This window comes from Geobacillus thermopakistaniensis, from assembly GCF_000498995.1.
GTDB lineage: Bacteria > Bacillota > Bacilli > Bacillales > Anoxybacillaceae > Geobacillus > Geobacillus thermoleovorans.
Window position 1 is genome coordinate 46050 of the sequence record NZ_AYSF01000029.1, and the last position, 13421, is coordinate 59470.

The 13421-nt window shown below is 47.3% G+C and carries 19 protein-coding genes and 2 pseudogenes; 19 read left to right on the plus strand and 2 right to left on the minus strand.

The features are described 5' to 3' along the window. Positions 1-15: 15 nt before the first annotated feature. Positions 16-1251: an MFS transporter gene (locus T260_RS135120; RefSeq protein WP_023633456.1), complete on the plus strand. Its 1236-nt coding sequence runs from the start codon at positions 16-18 to the stop codon at positions 1249-1251. 5 nt (positions 1252-1256) lie between these two features. Here the strand turns inward: T260_RS135120 and T260_RS1000000138530 are convergent. Then, positions 1257-1460, minus strand: a pseudogene (locus T260_RS1000000138530) (IS982 family transposase); the annotation flags it as partial. Positions 1461-1700: 240 nt separating this feature from the next. Here T260_RS1000000138530 and T260_RS135115 point away from each other — a divergent pair. The 18 genes from T260_RS135115 (at position 1701) to T260_RS135030 (ending at position 13343) form a co-directional block, all read left to right on the plus strand. After that, on the plus strand, positions 1701-2291 hold the full coding sequence (locus T260_RS135115; RefSeq protein ID WP_031212265.1) for a hypothetical protein: 591 nt from the start codon (positions 1701-1703) through the stop codon (positions 2289-2291). Positions 2292-2380: 89 nt separating this feature from the next. Next, on the plus strand, positions 2381-3088 hold the full coding sequence (locus T260_RS135110; RefSeq protein WP_011231566.1) for a cytochrome c biogenesis CcdA family protein: 708 nt from the start codon (positions 2381-2383) through the stop codon (positions 3086-3088). Between the two features lie 20 nt (positions 3089-3108). After that, a complete protein-coding gene (locus T260_RS135105) occupies positions 3109-3663 on the plus strand; it encodes a peroxiredoxin family protein (RefSeq protein ID WP_023633458.1) in 555 nt (184 codons plus the stop codon). Between the two features lie 34 nt (positions 3664-3697). Further along, positions 3698-4066: a YidH family protein gene (locus T260_RS135100; RefSeq protein ID WP_011231564.1), complete on the plus strand. Its 369-nt coding sequence runs from the start codon at positions 3698-3700 to the stop codon at positions 4064-4066. 216 nt (positions 4067-4282) lie between these two features. Then, a complete protein-coding gene (locus T260_RS135095; protein ID WP_023633459.1) occupies positions 4283-5545 on the plus strand; it encodes a glycoside hydrolase family 18 protein in 1263 nt (420 codons plus the stop codon). A 457-nt stretch (positions 5546-6002) separates the two neighbouring features. Beyond that, complete coding sequence (locus T260_RS135090; protein WP_011231562.1) at positions 6003-6392, plus strand: DsrE/DsrF/DrsH-like family protein; 390 nt, start codon at positions 6003-6005, stop codon at positions 6390-6392. 23 nt (positions 6393-6415) lie between these two features. Beyond that, complete coding sequence (locus T260_RS135085; protein WP_013145011.1) at positions 6416-6661, plus strand: glutaredoxin family protein; 246 nt, start codon at positions 6416-6418, stop codon at positions 6659-6661. A 46-nt stretch (positions 6662-6707) separates the two neighbouring features. After that, on the plus strand, positions 6708-7835 hold the full coding sequence (locus T260_RS135080) for an MBL fold metallo-hydrolase (protein WP_014196120.1): 1128 nt from the start codon (positions 6708-6710) through the stop codon (positions 7833-7835). 88 nt (positions 7836-7923) lie between these two features. Continuing rightward, positions 7924-8493 carry a class I SAM-dependent methyltransferase gene (locus tag T260_RS135075; protein ID WP_023633461.1) on the plus strand — a complete coding sequence of 190 codons (570 nt, stop codon included), beginning with the start codon at positions 7924-7926 and terminating at the stop codon, positions 8491-8493. Positions 8494-8582: 89 nt separating this feature from the next. Next, positions 8583-8975 (plus strand): hypothetical protein, encoded by a 393-nt coding sequence (locus T260_RS135070; protein ID WP_014196118.1) that lies wholly within the window; start codon positions 8583-8585, stop codon positions 8973-8975. Further along, the gene (locus T260_RS135065) at positions 8942-9202 is read left to right on the plus strand and encodes a metal-sensitive transcriptional regulator (RefSeq protein ID WP_011231557.1); all 261 of its coding nucleotides are present in this window, start codon (positions 8942-8944) and stop codon (positions 9200-9202) included. Before T260_RS135070 ends, T260_RS135065 begins: the two co-directional genes overlap by 34 nt. A gap of 108 nt (positions 9203-9310) precedes the next feature. Then, on the plus strand, positions 9311-9538 hold the full coding sequence (locus T260_RS135060) for a sulfurtransferase TusA family protein (protein WP_013145016.1): 228 nt from the start codon (positions 9311-9313) through the stop codon (positions 9536-9538). Between the two features lie 53 nt (positions 9539-9591). Further along, positions 9592-10074, plus strand: coding sequence for a DsrE/DsrF/DrsH-like family protein (locus tag T260_RS135055; RefSeq protein WP_013524024.1), 483 nt, complete (start codon positions 9592-9594; stop codon positions 10072-10074). Positions 10075-10089: 15 nt separating this feature from the next. Continuing rightward, complete coding sequence (locus T260_RS135050) at positions 10090-10455, plus strand: rhodanese-like domain-containing protein (protein ID WP_014196117.1); 366 nt, start codon at positions 10090-10092, stop codon at positions 10453-10455. 12 nt (positions 10456-10467) lie between these two features. After that, entirely contained in the window at positions 10468-10764 is a 297-nt protein-coding gene (locus tag T260_RS135045) for a rhodanese-like domain-containing protein (protein ID WP_021321728.1), read from the plus strand. Positions 10765-10787: 23 nt separating this feature from the next. Then, on the plus strand, positions 10788-11357 hold the full coding sequence (locus tag T260_RS135040) for a sulfurtransferase TusA family protein (protein WP_013145020.1): 570 nt from the start codon (positions 10788-10790) through the stop codon (positions 11355-11357). Positions 11358-11405: 48 nt separating this feature from the next. Further along, positions 11406-12542, plus strand: a complete 1137-nt coding sequence (locus T260_RS135035) for an MBL fold metallo-hydrolase (protein WP_023633463.1) — start codon at positions 11406-11408, stop codon at positions 12540-12542. Positions 12543-12614: 72 nt separating this feature from the next. Then, positions 12615-13343 carry a sulfite exporter TauE/SafE family protein gene (locus T260_RS135030; protein ID WP_023633464.1) on the plus strand — a complete coding sequence of 243 codons (729 nt, stop codon included), beginning with the start codon at positions 12615-12617 and terminating at the stop codon, positions 13341-13343. Here T260_RS135030 and T260_RS1000000140720 read toward each other — a convergent pair. After that, positions 13338-13421, minus strand: a pseudogene (locus tag T260_RS1000000140720) (sulfite exporter TauE/SafE family protein); the annotation flags it as partial. The gene T260_RS135030 and the pseudogene T260_RS1000000140720 sit on opposite strands and share 6 nt — an antisense overlap.

Genomic DNA, 13421 nt, shown 5'->3' on the forward strand with positions numbered 1-13421 from the left:
TAGGAGGTGAAAGTAATGTCTAAAAAAATCGGGATCAAGGAAAATTTATATCAATTTATTTTATTAGTCGTTACCAATTTATTTGTTGGATCAATGGTAGGGATTGAACGAACTGTTCTACCGTTATTAGGTGAGGAACAGTTTGGTTTGGCTTCTACAAGCGCAGCTCTTTCCTTTATCATTAGTTTTGGTTTTTCTAAGGCGATTGTAAATTATTTTGCAGGGCAAATTGCTGATAAGTTTGGCAGGAAAAGAGTTCTCTTGTTAGGTTGGGTCGTTGGTTTATTTGTACCTATTCTCACTATTTTCGCACATGCATGGTGGGTAATTGTATTTGCAAATATTTTGTTAGGTATTAACCAAGGACTGACTTGGTCAATGACAGTTAATATGAAGATAGACATTTCCAAAGCGAACCAAAGAGGAACGGCAGTAGGTTTAAATGAATTCGCGGGATATTCTGGTGTGGCAATAATGGCTGCAGTATCAGGTTATGTTGCTTCTTCCTACTCATTAAGACCAGAACCATTTTATTTAGGGATCGGTATTGTCATTATTGGAATTTTATTATCTTTAATTGTAAAGGATACTGGGCAACATCTAAAGATTCAAATTCGAGATAATGCTACAAAAAATGAGAGCATTAATAATTTATCATCCAAAGAGGTATTTAACTTAACAACATGGAAAGATAAAAACCTTTCTAGTATTAGTTTTTCTGGATTGGCAACGAATTTGAAAGATGGGATGGCTTGGGGGCTATTTCCTTTATATTTTACTACTGTAGGTTTAAGTGTTAGCCAAACAGGTACAATAGTAGCTGTATATCCAGCCGCATGGGGATTTTTTCAGTTGTTTACGGGAGTATTGAGTGATAAAGTCGGAAGGAAAAAATTAATTACCTATGGAATGTGGACACAAGCATTTGCCCTTTGGTTTATCTTATTTGTTAACAGTTTTTCTTTATGGATTTTAGGTGCTATTCTTTTAGGTTTGGGTACAGCAATGGTTTATCCGACCTTGCAGGCAGCAATTGGTGATGTTGCATCACCTAACTGGCGCGCATCTTCAATGGGAGTGTACCGTTTTTGGAGAGATAGTGGTTATGCGTTCGGGGCGTTAATTGCTGGAATAATAGCAGATTTATTAGGAGTCACATGGGCAATCGAGATCGTGGCCTTGCTACCCTTTCTTGCTGGAGTCTATTCACGTATGCGGCTGGATGAAACTTTGAAAACAGTGGCAAAGTGATGTCATGCCCGTTCGGAAGAAAAGCTCAGCAACTTTCCTGACAAGGTAAGTCGCCATGTCCACGGCATCTTCCTGATTGACCAGGCGGTTGCGGCGATGAAGATGCATCTGAATCAATGACAGTTGAGCAGAGACAAAAAAGAAAATGGCGGCATATGGTTTTTTGAAGTCTGGCTTGATTCTGTAGAAAAATGAAAGTGCTCTTGTATAGGGACTCTTCCTTTTGAAGGATAGGTGGCACTTCATTCTATTTGGAGATCCGCAGATAAGGGCTATTTTTTGCTTGTTTTATTTTATCTAATACCACTGGTTGACAACGTCTAGATTGGGGGCTAATATACCCATAGGAGTAGTTGTATAAAAATTCATTTGCATTGTTTTCAATTGATGATAAAGGAATGAAAGATTTTCTCGTCATTGGAGAGCATCCAACGTTGGGAGTGCGGAACATGAATGATGTCATTGATGTGGGGCCTTTGCTTATTCGCACGAGCTGGCTCATTTGGTTAGTTGCTGGAGCTGGGGGGTATTTGTTTTGGCGTGTTGTCTGGACGGGTTCAAGCGAACAGCGGAGATGCATACAACAATTGTTAATAGACGGCGTGTTCGTTTACTTGGTTGTTTGGAAAATCAGCCCAGTATTAATGGATCCTTCTTTGTTATGGCACAATCCGCTTGGGGTGTTGTATTTGCCAGGTGGAGATCGAGGTGTGATGCTTGGGGCGGTGACGGCTGCCGCCGTGACTATATTTCGCACCTATCGCCAAAATATTCCTATGCATTTGTTGGTGAATTCGACGATAGTGGTTTATTTAGGGGCGCATTTTGTTTACTATTTGTTCGAACGGCAATACGGACCGCCGTTGGTTCATTTTTTGTTTGCTCTCCATCCGATTCACTTATATCAGCTGTTCCTTGCCGCCGTAGTGATGTTGTGGACGATTTGGCAGCGAAATCCTCTTGAAAGGGCGGAGTATACGTATCTATTTTTAACGATATGGGGAGGCGGGCAATGGATGATTTGGATGATAGCGAAGTGATGGGATATCGGACAGGAGTTCGAAACTCGAAATAAAGATGTGCTGCTCTTTTCTTGAAATGTGACTGAATTGAAAGGATGTCGATCCATATGTCAGTGATATTCGCTTTCGTTGCAGGAGCGCTTTCTTTCTTTTCCCCTTGCATTTTTCCCCTTGTTCCTGCCTATGTTGCTCATTTGACAGGCACTCCAATAAGGGAAAACAGAATCCGGGTCGGAAAACGGGAGATCCTCATGCGCTCTCTTGCGTTTATTGGCGGATTCAGTGTCATTTTTGTACTGATGGGAGCGACGGCAAGTGCGATTGGACAGATGTTGGTTCAATATCGCGAGTTTATTGAAAAACTTGCCGGTTTGTTTATTATCATATTCGGTTTGCAGATGGCTGGCATTCTCTCTTTTCGTCTGCTGATGAAGGAAAAACGTTGGGACACAAGCACAAGTAAGGCAAAAGGATGGTTAAGTTCCATATTTGTCGGAATGGCGTTTGCGGCTGGATGGACGCCTTGTGTAGGATTGACACTGTCATCCATTTTACTATTGGCTAGTTCAACGGAAACGTTATATAGCGGGATGGTGCTTCTCTTGGTTTATTCTTTAGGGTTGGGTGTGCCATTTTTGCTTCTCTCTCTTGCCATGACGAAATCACTGCAAATCGTAAAAAATGTGAATCGTTGGCTTCCACTGTTATCGAAGGTTAATGGCTGGTTGCTCGTTGTACTCGGCGTTTTGCTTTATACTGGGCAAATGGCGAAAATTAGCGCCTTGTTATCGAGTTATTCTATTTTTTCCTTTTAACAACGCAAGGGGGGAGAAGGTTGAAGAAAGCAACAGTGGTATTGGTACTTCTGATTTTGACAGGGTGGGCGATCTATGATACGTTGTCCAAAAACATGGCTTCTTCGGTGAAAGATGGAGGAAAAAGCGAAGGCCAAGTCGCCGAGGGAATTGAAGTGGGAAATCGAGCGCCAGATTTTGTATTGCGGACGCTGAATGGGGAGGAAGTGAGACTATCAGATTTTCGCGGAAAAAGAGTGATTGTGAACATATGGGCGACTTGGTGTCCGCCTTGTCGTGCGGAAATGCCGGATATGCAAAAGTTTTACGAGCAGTATAAAGATGAGAGAGTGGAGATTGTCGCGGTCAATTTAACCCAATCGGAAAGGCAGCCGGAACATGTCGCGCGCTTCATTCAGGAGTATGGAATTACGTTTACTGTCGTTCTTGATGAAAAAGGAGAGGTATCCCGCCAATACGAAGCTCAAGCGATTCCGACAAGCTATCTCATTGATTCGAAAGGGATCATACGGAAAAAAATGATTGGACCGATGAGTTATGACTGGATGGTGGATCAAATGGAATCGATCCAATAAGCACATCGTCGATAGAGAAAAGGGGAAATAATGGATGAAAGAGACGAAACAGCAACCGACAGAGGACTCCAAATATATTCAGCAACACTTAGCCAATGAACGGACGTTTCTCGCCTGGATTCGCACCTCGATTGCCATTATTGGAATTGCTTTTTTAATGATCAATTTGCATGAAAAATCAACGAGCAACGCATTGTCCACGGCCATTGTCCGATTGATTGGAGCATTGGCGGTGGTGATTTCCATCTGCACGATTGTGTTTTCTGCCATTAGTTATGTCGTGAAGACGAAACAAATTAATGAACAAACGTTCCGGCCATCGCGCCCGCTGATTTGGTTTTTGGCTTCTCTGTTGCTGCTGATCACCGGATTGTTTGGATATTATTTTTTTACCTTGCTTTAACAGCGGCTTTTTGGCCGCTTTTTATCATCCTGAACCGAGAAGACACCCGCTTCCACGTGTGAGCATTGGTGTGCGTGGAGGACTTGCGCGTTAGGAACATGCAAAAGAATCGCAAGCTGGCCATGTCAAGACAAGGTGCGGTTGCGGTCGATAAGCATATATATATTTATCATGATGCCAGCGCCGAAGCTTTGTTGATTCAACGGGGGGATGGTCATGTTTATCCACATTGTTCAACCTGGAGATACGCTTTTTTCAATCAGCAGGCGATACGATTATCCGCTGGAAAGTCTGCGCCTTGTCAATGGCTTAGTTGAAACGAATATTGTTCCTGGTCAAGCATTGCTTGTTCCCAGCTATACGTATACAGTGCAGTCAGGGGACACACTAAGCGCCATCGCACGGAAAGCATTTGTGACGGTCGAACAGTTGCGGGCAGCCAATCCGGCGGTGGATCCGTACAGAATGCATCCGGGAATGAAAATTTATATTCCTGATATTTCCTGGTATCAAGCCATAACGTTAGCCTATTACACTCTCCGCGAACCGAACTTAGATCGGACGCTCGTGCGAGATTTTGCCCCCTATTCATCGTACATTGCCCTGTTCGAATATCGCTTTGCCCCTAATGGCGACATTGTCACTACGCGGGATGACGCCGCAGCGATTGAAACAGCATGGCAAAACCGCGTGACGCCCATTGCGGTAGTGACGAACCTAACATCGGAAGGATTTAGTACGAGACTGGCAAGCCAAGTGCTGAACAATCCGGAAGCAAGGGCGAATTTGGTCGAGAACATCTTTTATTTAGTGTCACGAAAAGGCTATGGTGGCGTCAATATTGACTTCGAGCAAGTTCGCGGCGAGGATCGTGATTTGTTTACTGGCTTTTTGCGTCAGTTGCGCGATCGGTTAAAACCGGCTGGATATGTTTTGACGATCGCCGTTCCAGCGAAAACGAGCGAGGAGATCCCTTGGCTAAGAGGCTACGATTACGGCGGCATTGGCGCTGTCGTCGACTATATGTTTATTATGGCGTACGATTGGCACCATTTAACAAGTGAACCTGGCCCAGTTGCACCAATTGGTGAGGTGAGATCGACGCTTCAGTTTGCCGTCGAGCGCGTGCCCCGAAAAAAAATCTTGCTCGGACTCCCGTTATATGGATACGATTGGATCATTCCGTACCGGCCTGGGACATTGGCGGATGCTCTCTCCAACCAAGAGGCGGTTTTAACCGCCATGCGTTACCAATCACCGATTCAATATTCGTTTCAATATGAATCGCCGTTTTTTCGATATACTGATGAACTTGGAAACATTCATGAGGTATGGTTTGAAGATGTCAGAAGCATGGGACAGAAAATGAAATTGGCCCGCCAATTTCAGATTGCAGGCGTTGGGGCATGGGAGTTGAAGTTAAGATTTGCGCCAGGGCCATGGTTGTTGAGGAAATTTTTCACTGTAAGAAAGGTATAATGTTAAAGATGGGAAATGGTTTTGACAGTCATGAGAAGGTTGGGCGAAAGCCGCTTTTTTGCTAATAACTCGGAGCAGAAGGTAGGCGGATGTTTCCTTATAATGCACAGAAGTAAAATATTTACAGGTAGGTCCTCGGTATGGATCTCTGATAAAGGGGGATGAACTTATGTTTGATGTTGCATTTAAGGGTCACCAAGTGAATCACTGTCAAACCCGAGGCAAAAATATGGAAAACAATTTTGCACGCTTTGAAAGCAGCCTTTGTTTTGCTGCTTTTTTATTTTTTTAGAATTGGATGCGTATTTTCCTGTTGACAAAAGACAAACAATTCGATAATATTATATCTGTAACATACATATACACGTATATGTATATAACAAAAACGTGTATATGTGTATAAATTTGAGGCAGACAATAAAACATAATTAACGAAAAACATAAGGAGGTTGTTTGCATGAAAGTGGCAATCATTGCAGCAAACGGCGGGTTGTTTGATGCGTACAAGGTGTTCAACATCGCGACAGCTGCTGCGGCGGCAGACGCGGAGGTCGGGGTGTTTTTCACATTTGAAGGGTTGAATCTCATCCATAAAGAAGCGCACAAACAATTGCCGATTCCTGAAGGGAAAGAACATTTTCAACAAGGGTTCCAAAAAGCGAACGTTCCATCGATTGCCGAATTGCTTCAAATGGCGCAAGAGATGGGTGTGAAGCTGATCGCTTGCCAAATGACGATGGATGTCATGGGGCTTGACAAAGACCAATTCGTCGATGGCATTGAGGTGGCGGGGGCGGCGACGTTCCTGCAGTTTGCGAAAGACGCCGATATTACATTGGCCTTTTAATAAGGGAGAGGAGGAAGGAGAATATGGCACAAGTCACTGTCTATACAACAACGACATGCCCGTATTGTGTCATGGCGAAAAACTTTTTGCGCGCTCAAGGGATTCCGTTTAAGGAAGTGAATGTCGAGCTCGATCCGGAAGCGGCGCGGAGGCTGGTGGAAACGACCGGGCAAATGGGCGTGCCGCAAATCGAGATTAACGGCCGCTGGGTGCTCGGGTATGATCCGGATGCCATTATGGCATTGTGGAATCAGGCGAATCATCGTTGAGAATAACGGACCATTGACGAAACTATGAGATCAGGAGGGGATATCGTTGGCAAAAACGATTTCGGTCAAAGAGATCGCCAATAAGATCATTCGCGGTGAGGAGCTGTTCATTGTGGACGCTCGCAACCCCGAAGATTTTGCTGACTGGCGGATTGAAGGGAGACATGTCGAGGTCGTCAATATTCCGTATTTTGAAGTGTTGGATGGCATTGAACCATATTTGGACCGTTTGCCAAAAGATAAAAGCAAAACGATTTATGCCGTTTGCGCGAAGGGCGGCTCGTCGGAGTTTGTGGCAGAACAGTTGGAAGCGGCGGGCTATACGGACGTTTATTCAATCGAAGGTGGCATGAAGGCATGGAGCGAACATTTGGAACCAGTGAAAATCGGCGAGCTGAAAAGCGGAGGAACGATTTACCAATTCGTCCGCCTCGGCAAAGGGTGTCTCTCGTATCTCGTCGAATCGAACGGCGAGGGGGCGTTGATCGATACGAACCGCATGACTGACGCATACGTCCGTTTTGCCAACGAACACGGCATTACAATCAAGCATGTGCTCGATACGCACTTGCATGCCGACCATATTTCTGGCGGGCGCAAGTTGGCGGAAGAACTGGGTGCAACGTATTACTTGCCGCCGAAAGACGCGGAAGAGGTGACGTTTACCTACACACCGATTCAAGATGGCGACCGCATCCGCGTCGGCCATGTCGTGATTGAAGCGTTGTATTCGCCGGGGCATACGATCGGCAGTACATCGTTTATTGTGGACGATCAATATTTGTTAACCGGTGATATTTTATTCATCGACTCGATCGGGCGCCCGGATCTTGCCGGGAAAGCGCAAGACTGGGTCGATGATCTGCGGGAGACGCTTTACCGGCGTTACAAACAGCTTGCAGATGATTTGATTGTATTGCCGGCGCACTATATGGGGCCGAATGAAATGAATAAGGATGGCAGCGTGGCGGAACGGTTGGGGGTTCTTTATGAAAAGAATCATGGTTTAAATATTTCTAGCGATGAAGAATTCCGCCGAACGGTCACGGAGAACTTGCCGCCGCAGCCGAATGCTTACAAGGAAATTCGGCAGACCAACATGGGGAAATTGCATCCGACGGAAGAGGAACAACGGGAGATGGAAATCGGTCCAAACCGTTGCGCCGTTCGGTAGGGAAAAGGAGCCGGCGTTTTCCAATGCCGGCTTTTTTCCTCTCTTTACGAGTATAATGAAATTGAAGTGAGGAATAGGAGGGAAAAGGATGACAGGGCATCGTTTTCATTACGAACATGCTGAACGATTATTGGATCCGAAGCGCAAGGAATGGATCGACCCGCAACAGGCGATTTCGATGTTGTCTGTGAAACCGAATGACACGATCGTGGATCTTGGCTCGGGGAATGGCTATTTTACGATTCCTCTCGCGCAGGCGACAAACGGAAAAGTGTACGCGGTCGATGTGCAGCCGGAAATGATTGAATTGTTAAAACAGCGAGCCGAGAAACTAGCGATCACCAACATCGAATATCGGGTGGCGGATGTCGCCTCGACCGCCTTGCCTTCCCATTCGGTGGACAAAGGAATCATGGCGTTCGTCTTTCATGAAGTGGAACGAAAAGAAGCCGCCATTGACGAAATTCGCCGCGTGATGAAGCCAAAAGGGCAGTTTCTGTTGATCGAATGGGAAGCGATTGAAAGCGAAATGGGGCCGCCGCTCCATGAGCGGATTCCGTCGGATGAACTGTTTTCCTATGTGAAACAAAAGGCGGGCAACGTGGAACTTATCCGTTTTCACCCGGCTGTCTATGGTCTTTTGATTCGCTGGGAATAACCAATTGTTGAGGAAAATATTTCTTATTGTCATTATACCGTATAGGGTATATAATGATCGTGCATAGGGTGAATAGAGGGGGTGAACCGTTGATCGTCATCAGTTTGTTATTCTTTCTCATTCTTTTGGGCGCAGCGTTGTATCGACGCTACTATCCTGTAAAACATATCCCATGCCTTCCGGTAGAAGAGGTACCGGACGGCTTGCTTCTTCTTGACTTGCGCGATTATAATGAAAGCAACGGCTCCATATTTGGCCAAGCGTTGCATATTCCGGTGGCGTATTTGAAACGGCATGTTCGGCATATCCCGCGAAAGCCGCTTCATATCATTGCCCAGGATGCCATCGAAAAAAACGTCGGCATCCGGCTGTTGCGCTGTTATGGCTATGAGGTGAAAAGCTATTCGGTCACGGCTTGTGATTGTCAAGAAAGGGGGCGAACGAGCCGATGGAATATAACAAAGAGATCAAAAACCGCTTAAAACGGATTGAAGGACAAATTAAAGGCGTCCTTGGCATGATGGAACAAGGGAAAGACTGCAAGAGCGTCGTTTCCCAGCTTTCAGCGGCGCGCAATGCCATTGACCGCGCCATTGCGGTGATCGTCAGCACCAATTTGGAACATTGCCTGCGGGAAAACATGGAAAAAGGAGAAAACACAGATCACCTTGTCAAAGAAGCCATCGAACTATTGGTCAAAAGTCGTTAACACGTTGCTCAACAAAAACAAAAAGGTGTTGACAACGTTCTTTTTCTTGTAGTAACATACCCATAGGGGTAATGGTAATAAAAATCTGTTGTGAAGGAGGTCATCATCATGAACGTAGCGAAAGTATTGGATGCGAAAGGATTGGCTTGCCCGATGCCGGTGGTGAGAGCCAAAAAAGCGATGGACGAATTGCAATCGGGAGAAGTGCTGGAAGTGCAAACGACCGATAAAGGGGCGAAAAACGATTTGCCGGCATGGGCGAAAACAAGCGGCCATACGGTCATTGAGATGAAAGAGGAAAACGGTGTGTTGACGTTCTGGATTCAAAAAGGATAATTTTTTAGATTTTAATATACCCATATATGTATATTTAGAGAGGAGGCAGCCAGATGACACAGCCGAAGAAAAAGACGACGATCATTTTGTTCAGCGGCGACTACGATAAGGCGATGGCGGCTTACATCATCGCCAACGGCGCCGCTGCCTACGACCATGACGTGACGATCTTTCATACGTTCTGGGGGCTGAACGCCTTGCGGAAAGAGGCGCCGGTTCCCGTGCAAAAAGGGTTTCTTGAAAAGATGTTCGCGAAGATGATGCCGCGCGGCGCGGACCGCATGGGGCTGTCGCGCATGAATTTTGCCGGCATCGGCCCGAAGTTGATCAAAAAGGTCATCAAAAAACATAACGCCATGCCGCTTCCGCAGTTGATCGAGATGGCGAAAGAACAAGGCGTGAAACTCGTCGCTTGCCAAATGACGGTCGATTTGCTTGGGCTGAAGCCGGAAGAATTGATCGACGGCATTGAGTTTGCTGGCGTCGCCGCGTATTTGGCTGATGCGTCGGAAGGAAATGTGAACTTATTTATTTAAAAATGAGGGAAGGGTATGTCACAAACCATCATCAACATCGTATTGTTCGTTTTGCTTGCTTGGTTTCTTGCCAGCCGCTTCATCCCGCCGAAAGGGGTGCGGATGATCACAACAGCGGAATTGAAACGCCGGTTGAAAGAACCTGGCGTGCAATATATTGACGTGCGCACTCCGATGGAGTTTCGCTCTTTCCACTTGCCGGGCTTTCGCAACATCCCGCTGCACGAATTGACAGCACGCGTTCACGAACTATCCAAAGAAAAAGAAGTGGTGGTCATTTGCCAAAGCGGAATGAGAAGCCAAAAAGCAAGCAAGTTGTTAAAGAAAATGGGATTTCAGCACGTAACGAACGTCAAAGGCGGTTTAAGCGCCTGGCAATAGAGGAGGATGACGATGAAAACAATCACACCGAAAGAGGTAGAAGAACGGCTTCGAGCTGGAGAGCCACTTCGGATCATTGACGTGCGCGAGCCGGATGAAGTCGCCACAGGAAAAATTCCGGGAGCGGTCAACATTCCGCTCGGCTTGATTGAGTTCCGCATGCATGAATTGGACAAAAATGAAGAATATATTCTTGTCTGCCGTTCCGGCGGACGGAGCGGCCGTGCCGCGGAGTTTCTTGACAGCCGCGGTTACCGCGTCGTCAACATGACAGGCGGCATGCTCGCCTGGGAAGGACCGATCGAATAAACCATCAAGGAGGGAATCTGCCAATGATTAAAGTCGATATGACGGTAGACGCGAAAGGATTGTCCTGCCCGATGCCGATCGTCCGCACGAAAAAAGCCATCAATGAGCTGCAGCCAGGCCAAGTGCTGGAAGTGCAGGCGACGGATAAGGGATCCAAAGCCGATATCAAAGCATGGGCGGAAAGCACAGGGCATCAATATTTAGGAACGATTGAAGAAAATGGGGTTTTGAAACATTATATCCGCAAGTCAGCGGAAAATGAAACACGCAAAGAAACGACATTCCCTCATGTCGTATCGAATGAAGAATTGCAAGAAAAACTTCACGATCCTGATTCGTTTGTCTTGGATGTCCGCGAACCGGCGGAGTATGCGTTTGGCCATATTCCGGGCGCCGTTTCGATTCCGCTTGGGGAGCTCGAGAATCGGATGGCTGAGCTTCCGAAAGACAAAACGATTTACGTCGTGTGCCGCACAGGGACGCGGAGCGATTTGGCCGCGCAAAAGCTGGCCGAAAAAGGATTTGACCGTGTGCGCAACGTCATTCCAGGCATGTCGCAATGGAACGGGCCGCTTGATTCCGCTCAATCGTAATGAGCGGCCTTTTTCAACAATCAAATATACATTAGGGGGTATGATAATATGGTGAAAGAAATGACCGTGCAACAAATGACGGAAAAGGTGTTAAACAAAGAATCGTTGTTCATCTTGGACGTCCGCAACGAAAGCGATTTTCGCGATTGGAAAATCGAAGGGGAAAACTTCGCGTATTTGAACGTGCCGTATTTTGAATTGATTGATGGGGTTGACTCGATTGTCGACCGTCTTCCGAAAGACCAAGACATCGTCGTTGTGTGCGCGAAGGGCGGATCGGCGGCGTTTGTCGCCGAACAGCTGACGGAAGCCGGGTTTGACAACGTTTATACGCTCGCTGGCGGGATGCAGGCGTGGAGTGAGCATCTCCATCAAGCCAAAGTATACGAAGATGATCAGTTGAAAATTTACCAATTCATCCGCGTCGGCAAAGGATGCCTGTCGTATATGGTCATCTCCGGAAGCGAAGCGCTTGTCGTCGATCCGTTGCGGTTTATCGATGTGTACGAACAAGCCGCCCAACAAGAAGGGGTAACGATCACGCATATCGTGGACTCGCACTTGCATGCCGACCATCTTTCCGGCGGCAAGGCGCTGGCCGAACGAACCGGAGCAACGTACTACTTGATGAAAAGCGAGGGAGCGGTGTTTGATTTCGAGCCGCTCGAGCAACATGAAACGATCGACTTCGAAAACGTTCATCTTGAAGTGCTGGCGGTGAAAACACCGGGGCATACGCCAGGCAGCGTCTCGTTCTTTGTCAACGGCAAATGGCTGTTCTCAGGTGACACGATTTTTGTCGGCGGTCTCGGGCGGCCGGACCTCGGCGGCAAGGTGGCGGAATGGGCGGAAGATTTGTATCACACCGTATATGAAAAAGTGGCGGCTATGGCGGATGATGTGATCGTCTTGCCGGCTCACTACGCGAACTTAGACGAAGAAATCAACGCGGAGGGGTATGTCGGCGATACGTTAGGCCGCATCCGCGCCCGCAATGAGATGATGCAAAACAAACCAAAAGACGAATTTATCGATCTTGTCATCCAAAGCGCCAATACCGAAACCCCGCCGAACTTTGAAGACATTGTCGCCATCAACCGCGGGCTCAAAACCGTGGATATCGAAACAGAGCGGGAGCTTGAGATCGGCCCGAACCGCTGCGCGCTGCATCATACCCATGCCTAAAGAAGCGGCACAGATTGGCAGGGGACGGGGGCGTGCCTCGTCCCTTTTGAAAACAAAAGGGAGGGATGGTCGATGGATGTTTCGCTCGCGTTTCTCATTGTCATCTTTTTAATCGGCTTTGTCGGTTCATTTATTTCTGGGATGGTGGGGATCGGCGGGTCGATTATTAAATATCCGATGCTTCTGTATCTTCCGCCGTTGTTTGGGCTGGCGGCGTTCAGCGCTCATGAAGTGTCGGGAATCAGCGCGGTGCAAGTGTTTTTCGCCACGATCGGCGGCGTGTGGGCGTATCGAAAAAGCGGCTATTTGAACAAATCGCTCATTCTCTATATGGGCGCAAGCATTCTTGTTGGCAGTTTTGTCGGCGGCTATGGCTCGAAGCTGATGAGCGAGGGAACGATTAACGTCGTTTACGGCATCTTGGCGGCATTGGCGGCCATCATGATGTTTGTGCCGAAAAAAGGGATCGATGACATTCCGCTTGACCAAGTGACGTTCAACAAAGGGGTGGCGGCCGCCTTGGCGTTTCTGATCGGCGTCGGGTCCGGCATCGTCGGGGCAGCGGGGGCGTTTTTGCTTGTGCCGGTCATGCTCGTTGTCCTGAAAATCCCGACGCGAATGACGATCGCTACGTCTTTGGCCATTACGTTCATTTCCTCCATTGGCTCTACGTTCGGGAAAATCGCCACCGGCCAAGTCGATTACATCCCGGCGCTCATCATGGTCGTCGCGAGCTTGCTTGCCTCTCCGCTAGGGGCGAAAGCGGGGCAAAAAATGAACACGAAAGCGCTTCGATCATAAAATATCCACCCAAATTTTCACCGCCGTCGCCAAAATCAACACGGCAAGGATGACTTGCAGCACTTTCGTGTTCATTTT

Excerpts from the sequence above, each read along its gene's own strand:
- T260_RS135120 (WP_023633456.1), top strand. The coding sequence starts at position 16 with ATGTCTAAAAAAATCGGGATCAAGGAAAATTTATATCAATTTATTTTA.
- T260_RS135115 (WP_031212265.1), top strand. The coding sequence starts at position 1,701 with ATGAATGATGTCATTGATGTGGGGCCTTTGCTTATTCGCACGAGCTGG.
- T260_RS135110 (WP_011231566.1), top strand. The coding sequence starts at position 2,381 with ATGTCAGTGATATTCGCTTTCGTTGCAGGAGCGCTTTCTTTCTTTTCC.
- T260_RS135100 (WP_011231564.1), top strand. The coding sequence starts at position 3,698 with ATGAAAGAGACGAAACAGCAACCGACAGAGGACTCCAAATATATTCAG.
- T260_RS135095 (WP_023633459.1), top strand. The coding sequence starts at position 4,283 with ATGTTTATCCACATTGTTCAACCTGGAGATACGCTTTTTTCAATCAGC.
- T260_RS135090 (WP_011231562.1), top strand. The coding sequence starts at position 6,003 with ATGAAAGTGGCAATCATTGCAGCAAACGGCGGGTTGTTTGATGCGTAC.
- T260_RS135085 (WP_013145011.1), top strand. The coding sequence starts at position 6,416 with ATGGCACAAGTCACTGTCTATACAACAACGACATGCCCGTATTGTGTC.
- T260_RS135075 (WP_023633461.1), top strand. The coding sequence starts at position 7,924 with ATGACAGGGCATCGTTTTCATTACGAACATGCTGAACGATTATTGGAT.
- T260_RS135065 (WP_011231557.1), top strand. The coding sequence starts at position 8,942 with ATGGAATATAACAAAGAGATCAAAAACCGCTTAAAACGGATTGAAGGA.
- T260_RS135060 (WP_013145016.1), top strand. The coding sequence starts at position 9,311 with ATGAACGTAGCGAAAGTATTGGATGCGAAAGGATTGGCTTGCCCGATG.
- T260_RS135055 (WP_013524024.1), top strand. The coding sequence starts at position 9,592 with ATGACACAGCCGAAGAAAAAGACGACGATCATTTTGTTCAGCGGCGAC.
- T260_RS135050 (WP_014196117.1), top strand. The coding sequence starts at position 10,090 with ATGTCACAAACCATCATCAACATCGTATTGTTCGTTTTGCTTGCTTGG.
- T260_RS135045 (WP_021321728.1), top strand. The coding sequence starts at position 10,468 with ATGAAAACAATCACACCGAAAGAGGTAGAAGAACGGCTTCGAGCTGGA.
- T260_RS135040 (WP_013145020.1), top strand. The coding sequence starts at position 10,788 with ATGATTAAAGTCGATATGACGGTAGACGCGAAAGGATTGTCCTGCCCG.
- T260_RS135035 (WP_023633463.1), top strand. The coding sequence starts at position 11,406 with ATGGTGAAAGAAATGACCGTGCAACAAATGACGGAAAAGGTGTTAAAC.
- T260_RS135030 (WP_023633464.1), top strand. The coding sequence starts at position 12,615 with ATGGATGTTTCGCTCGCGTTTCTCATTGTCATCTTTTTAATCGGCTTT.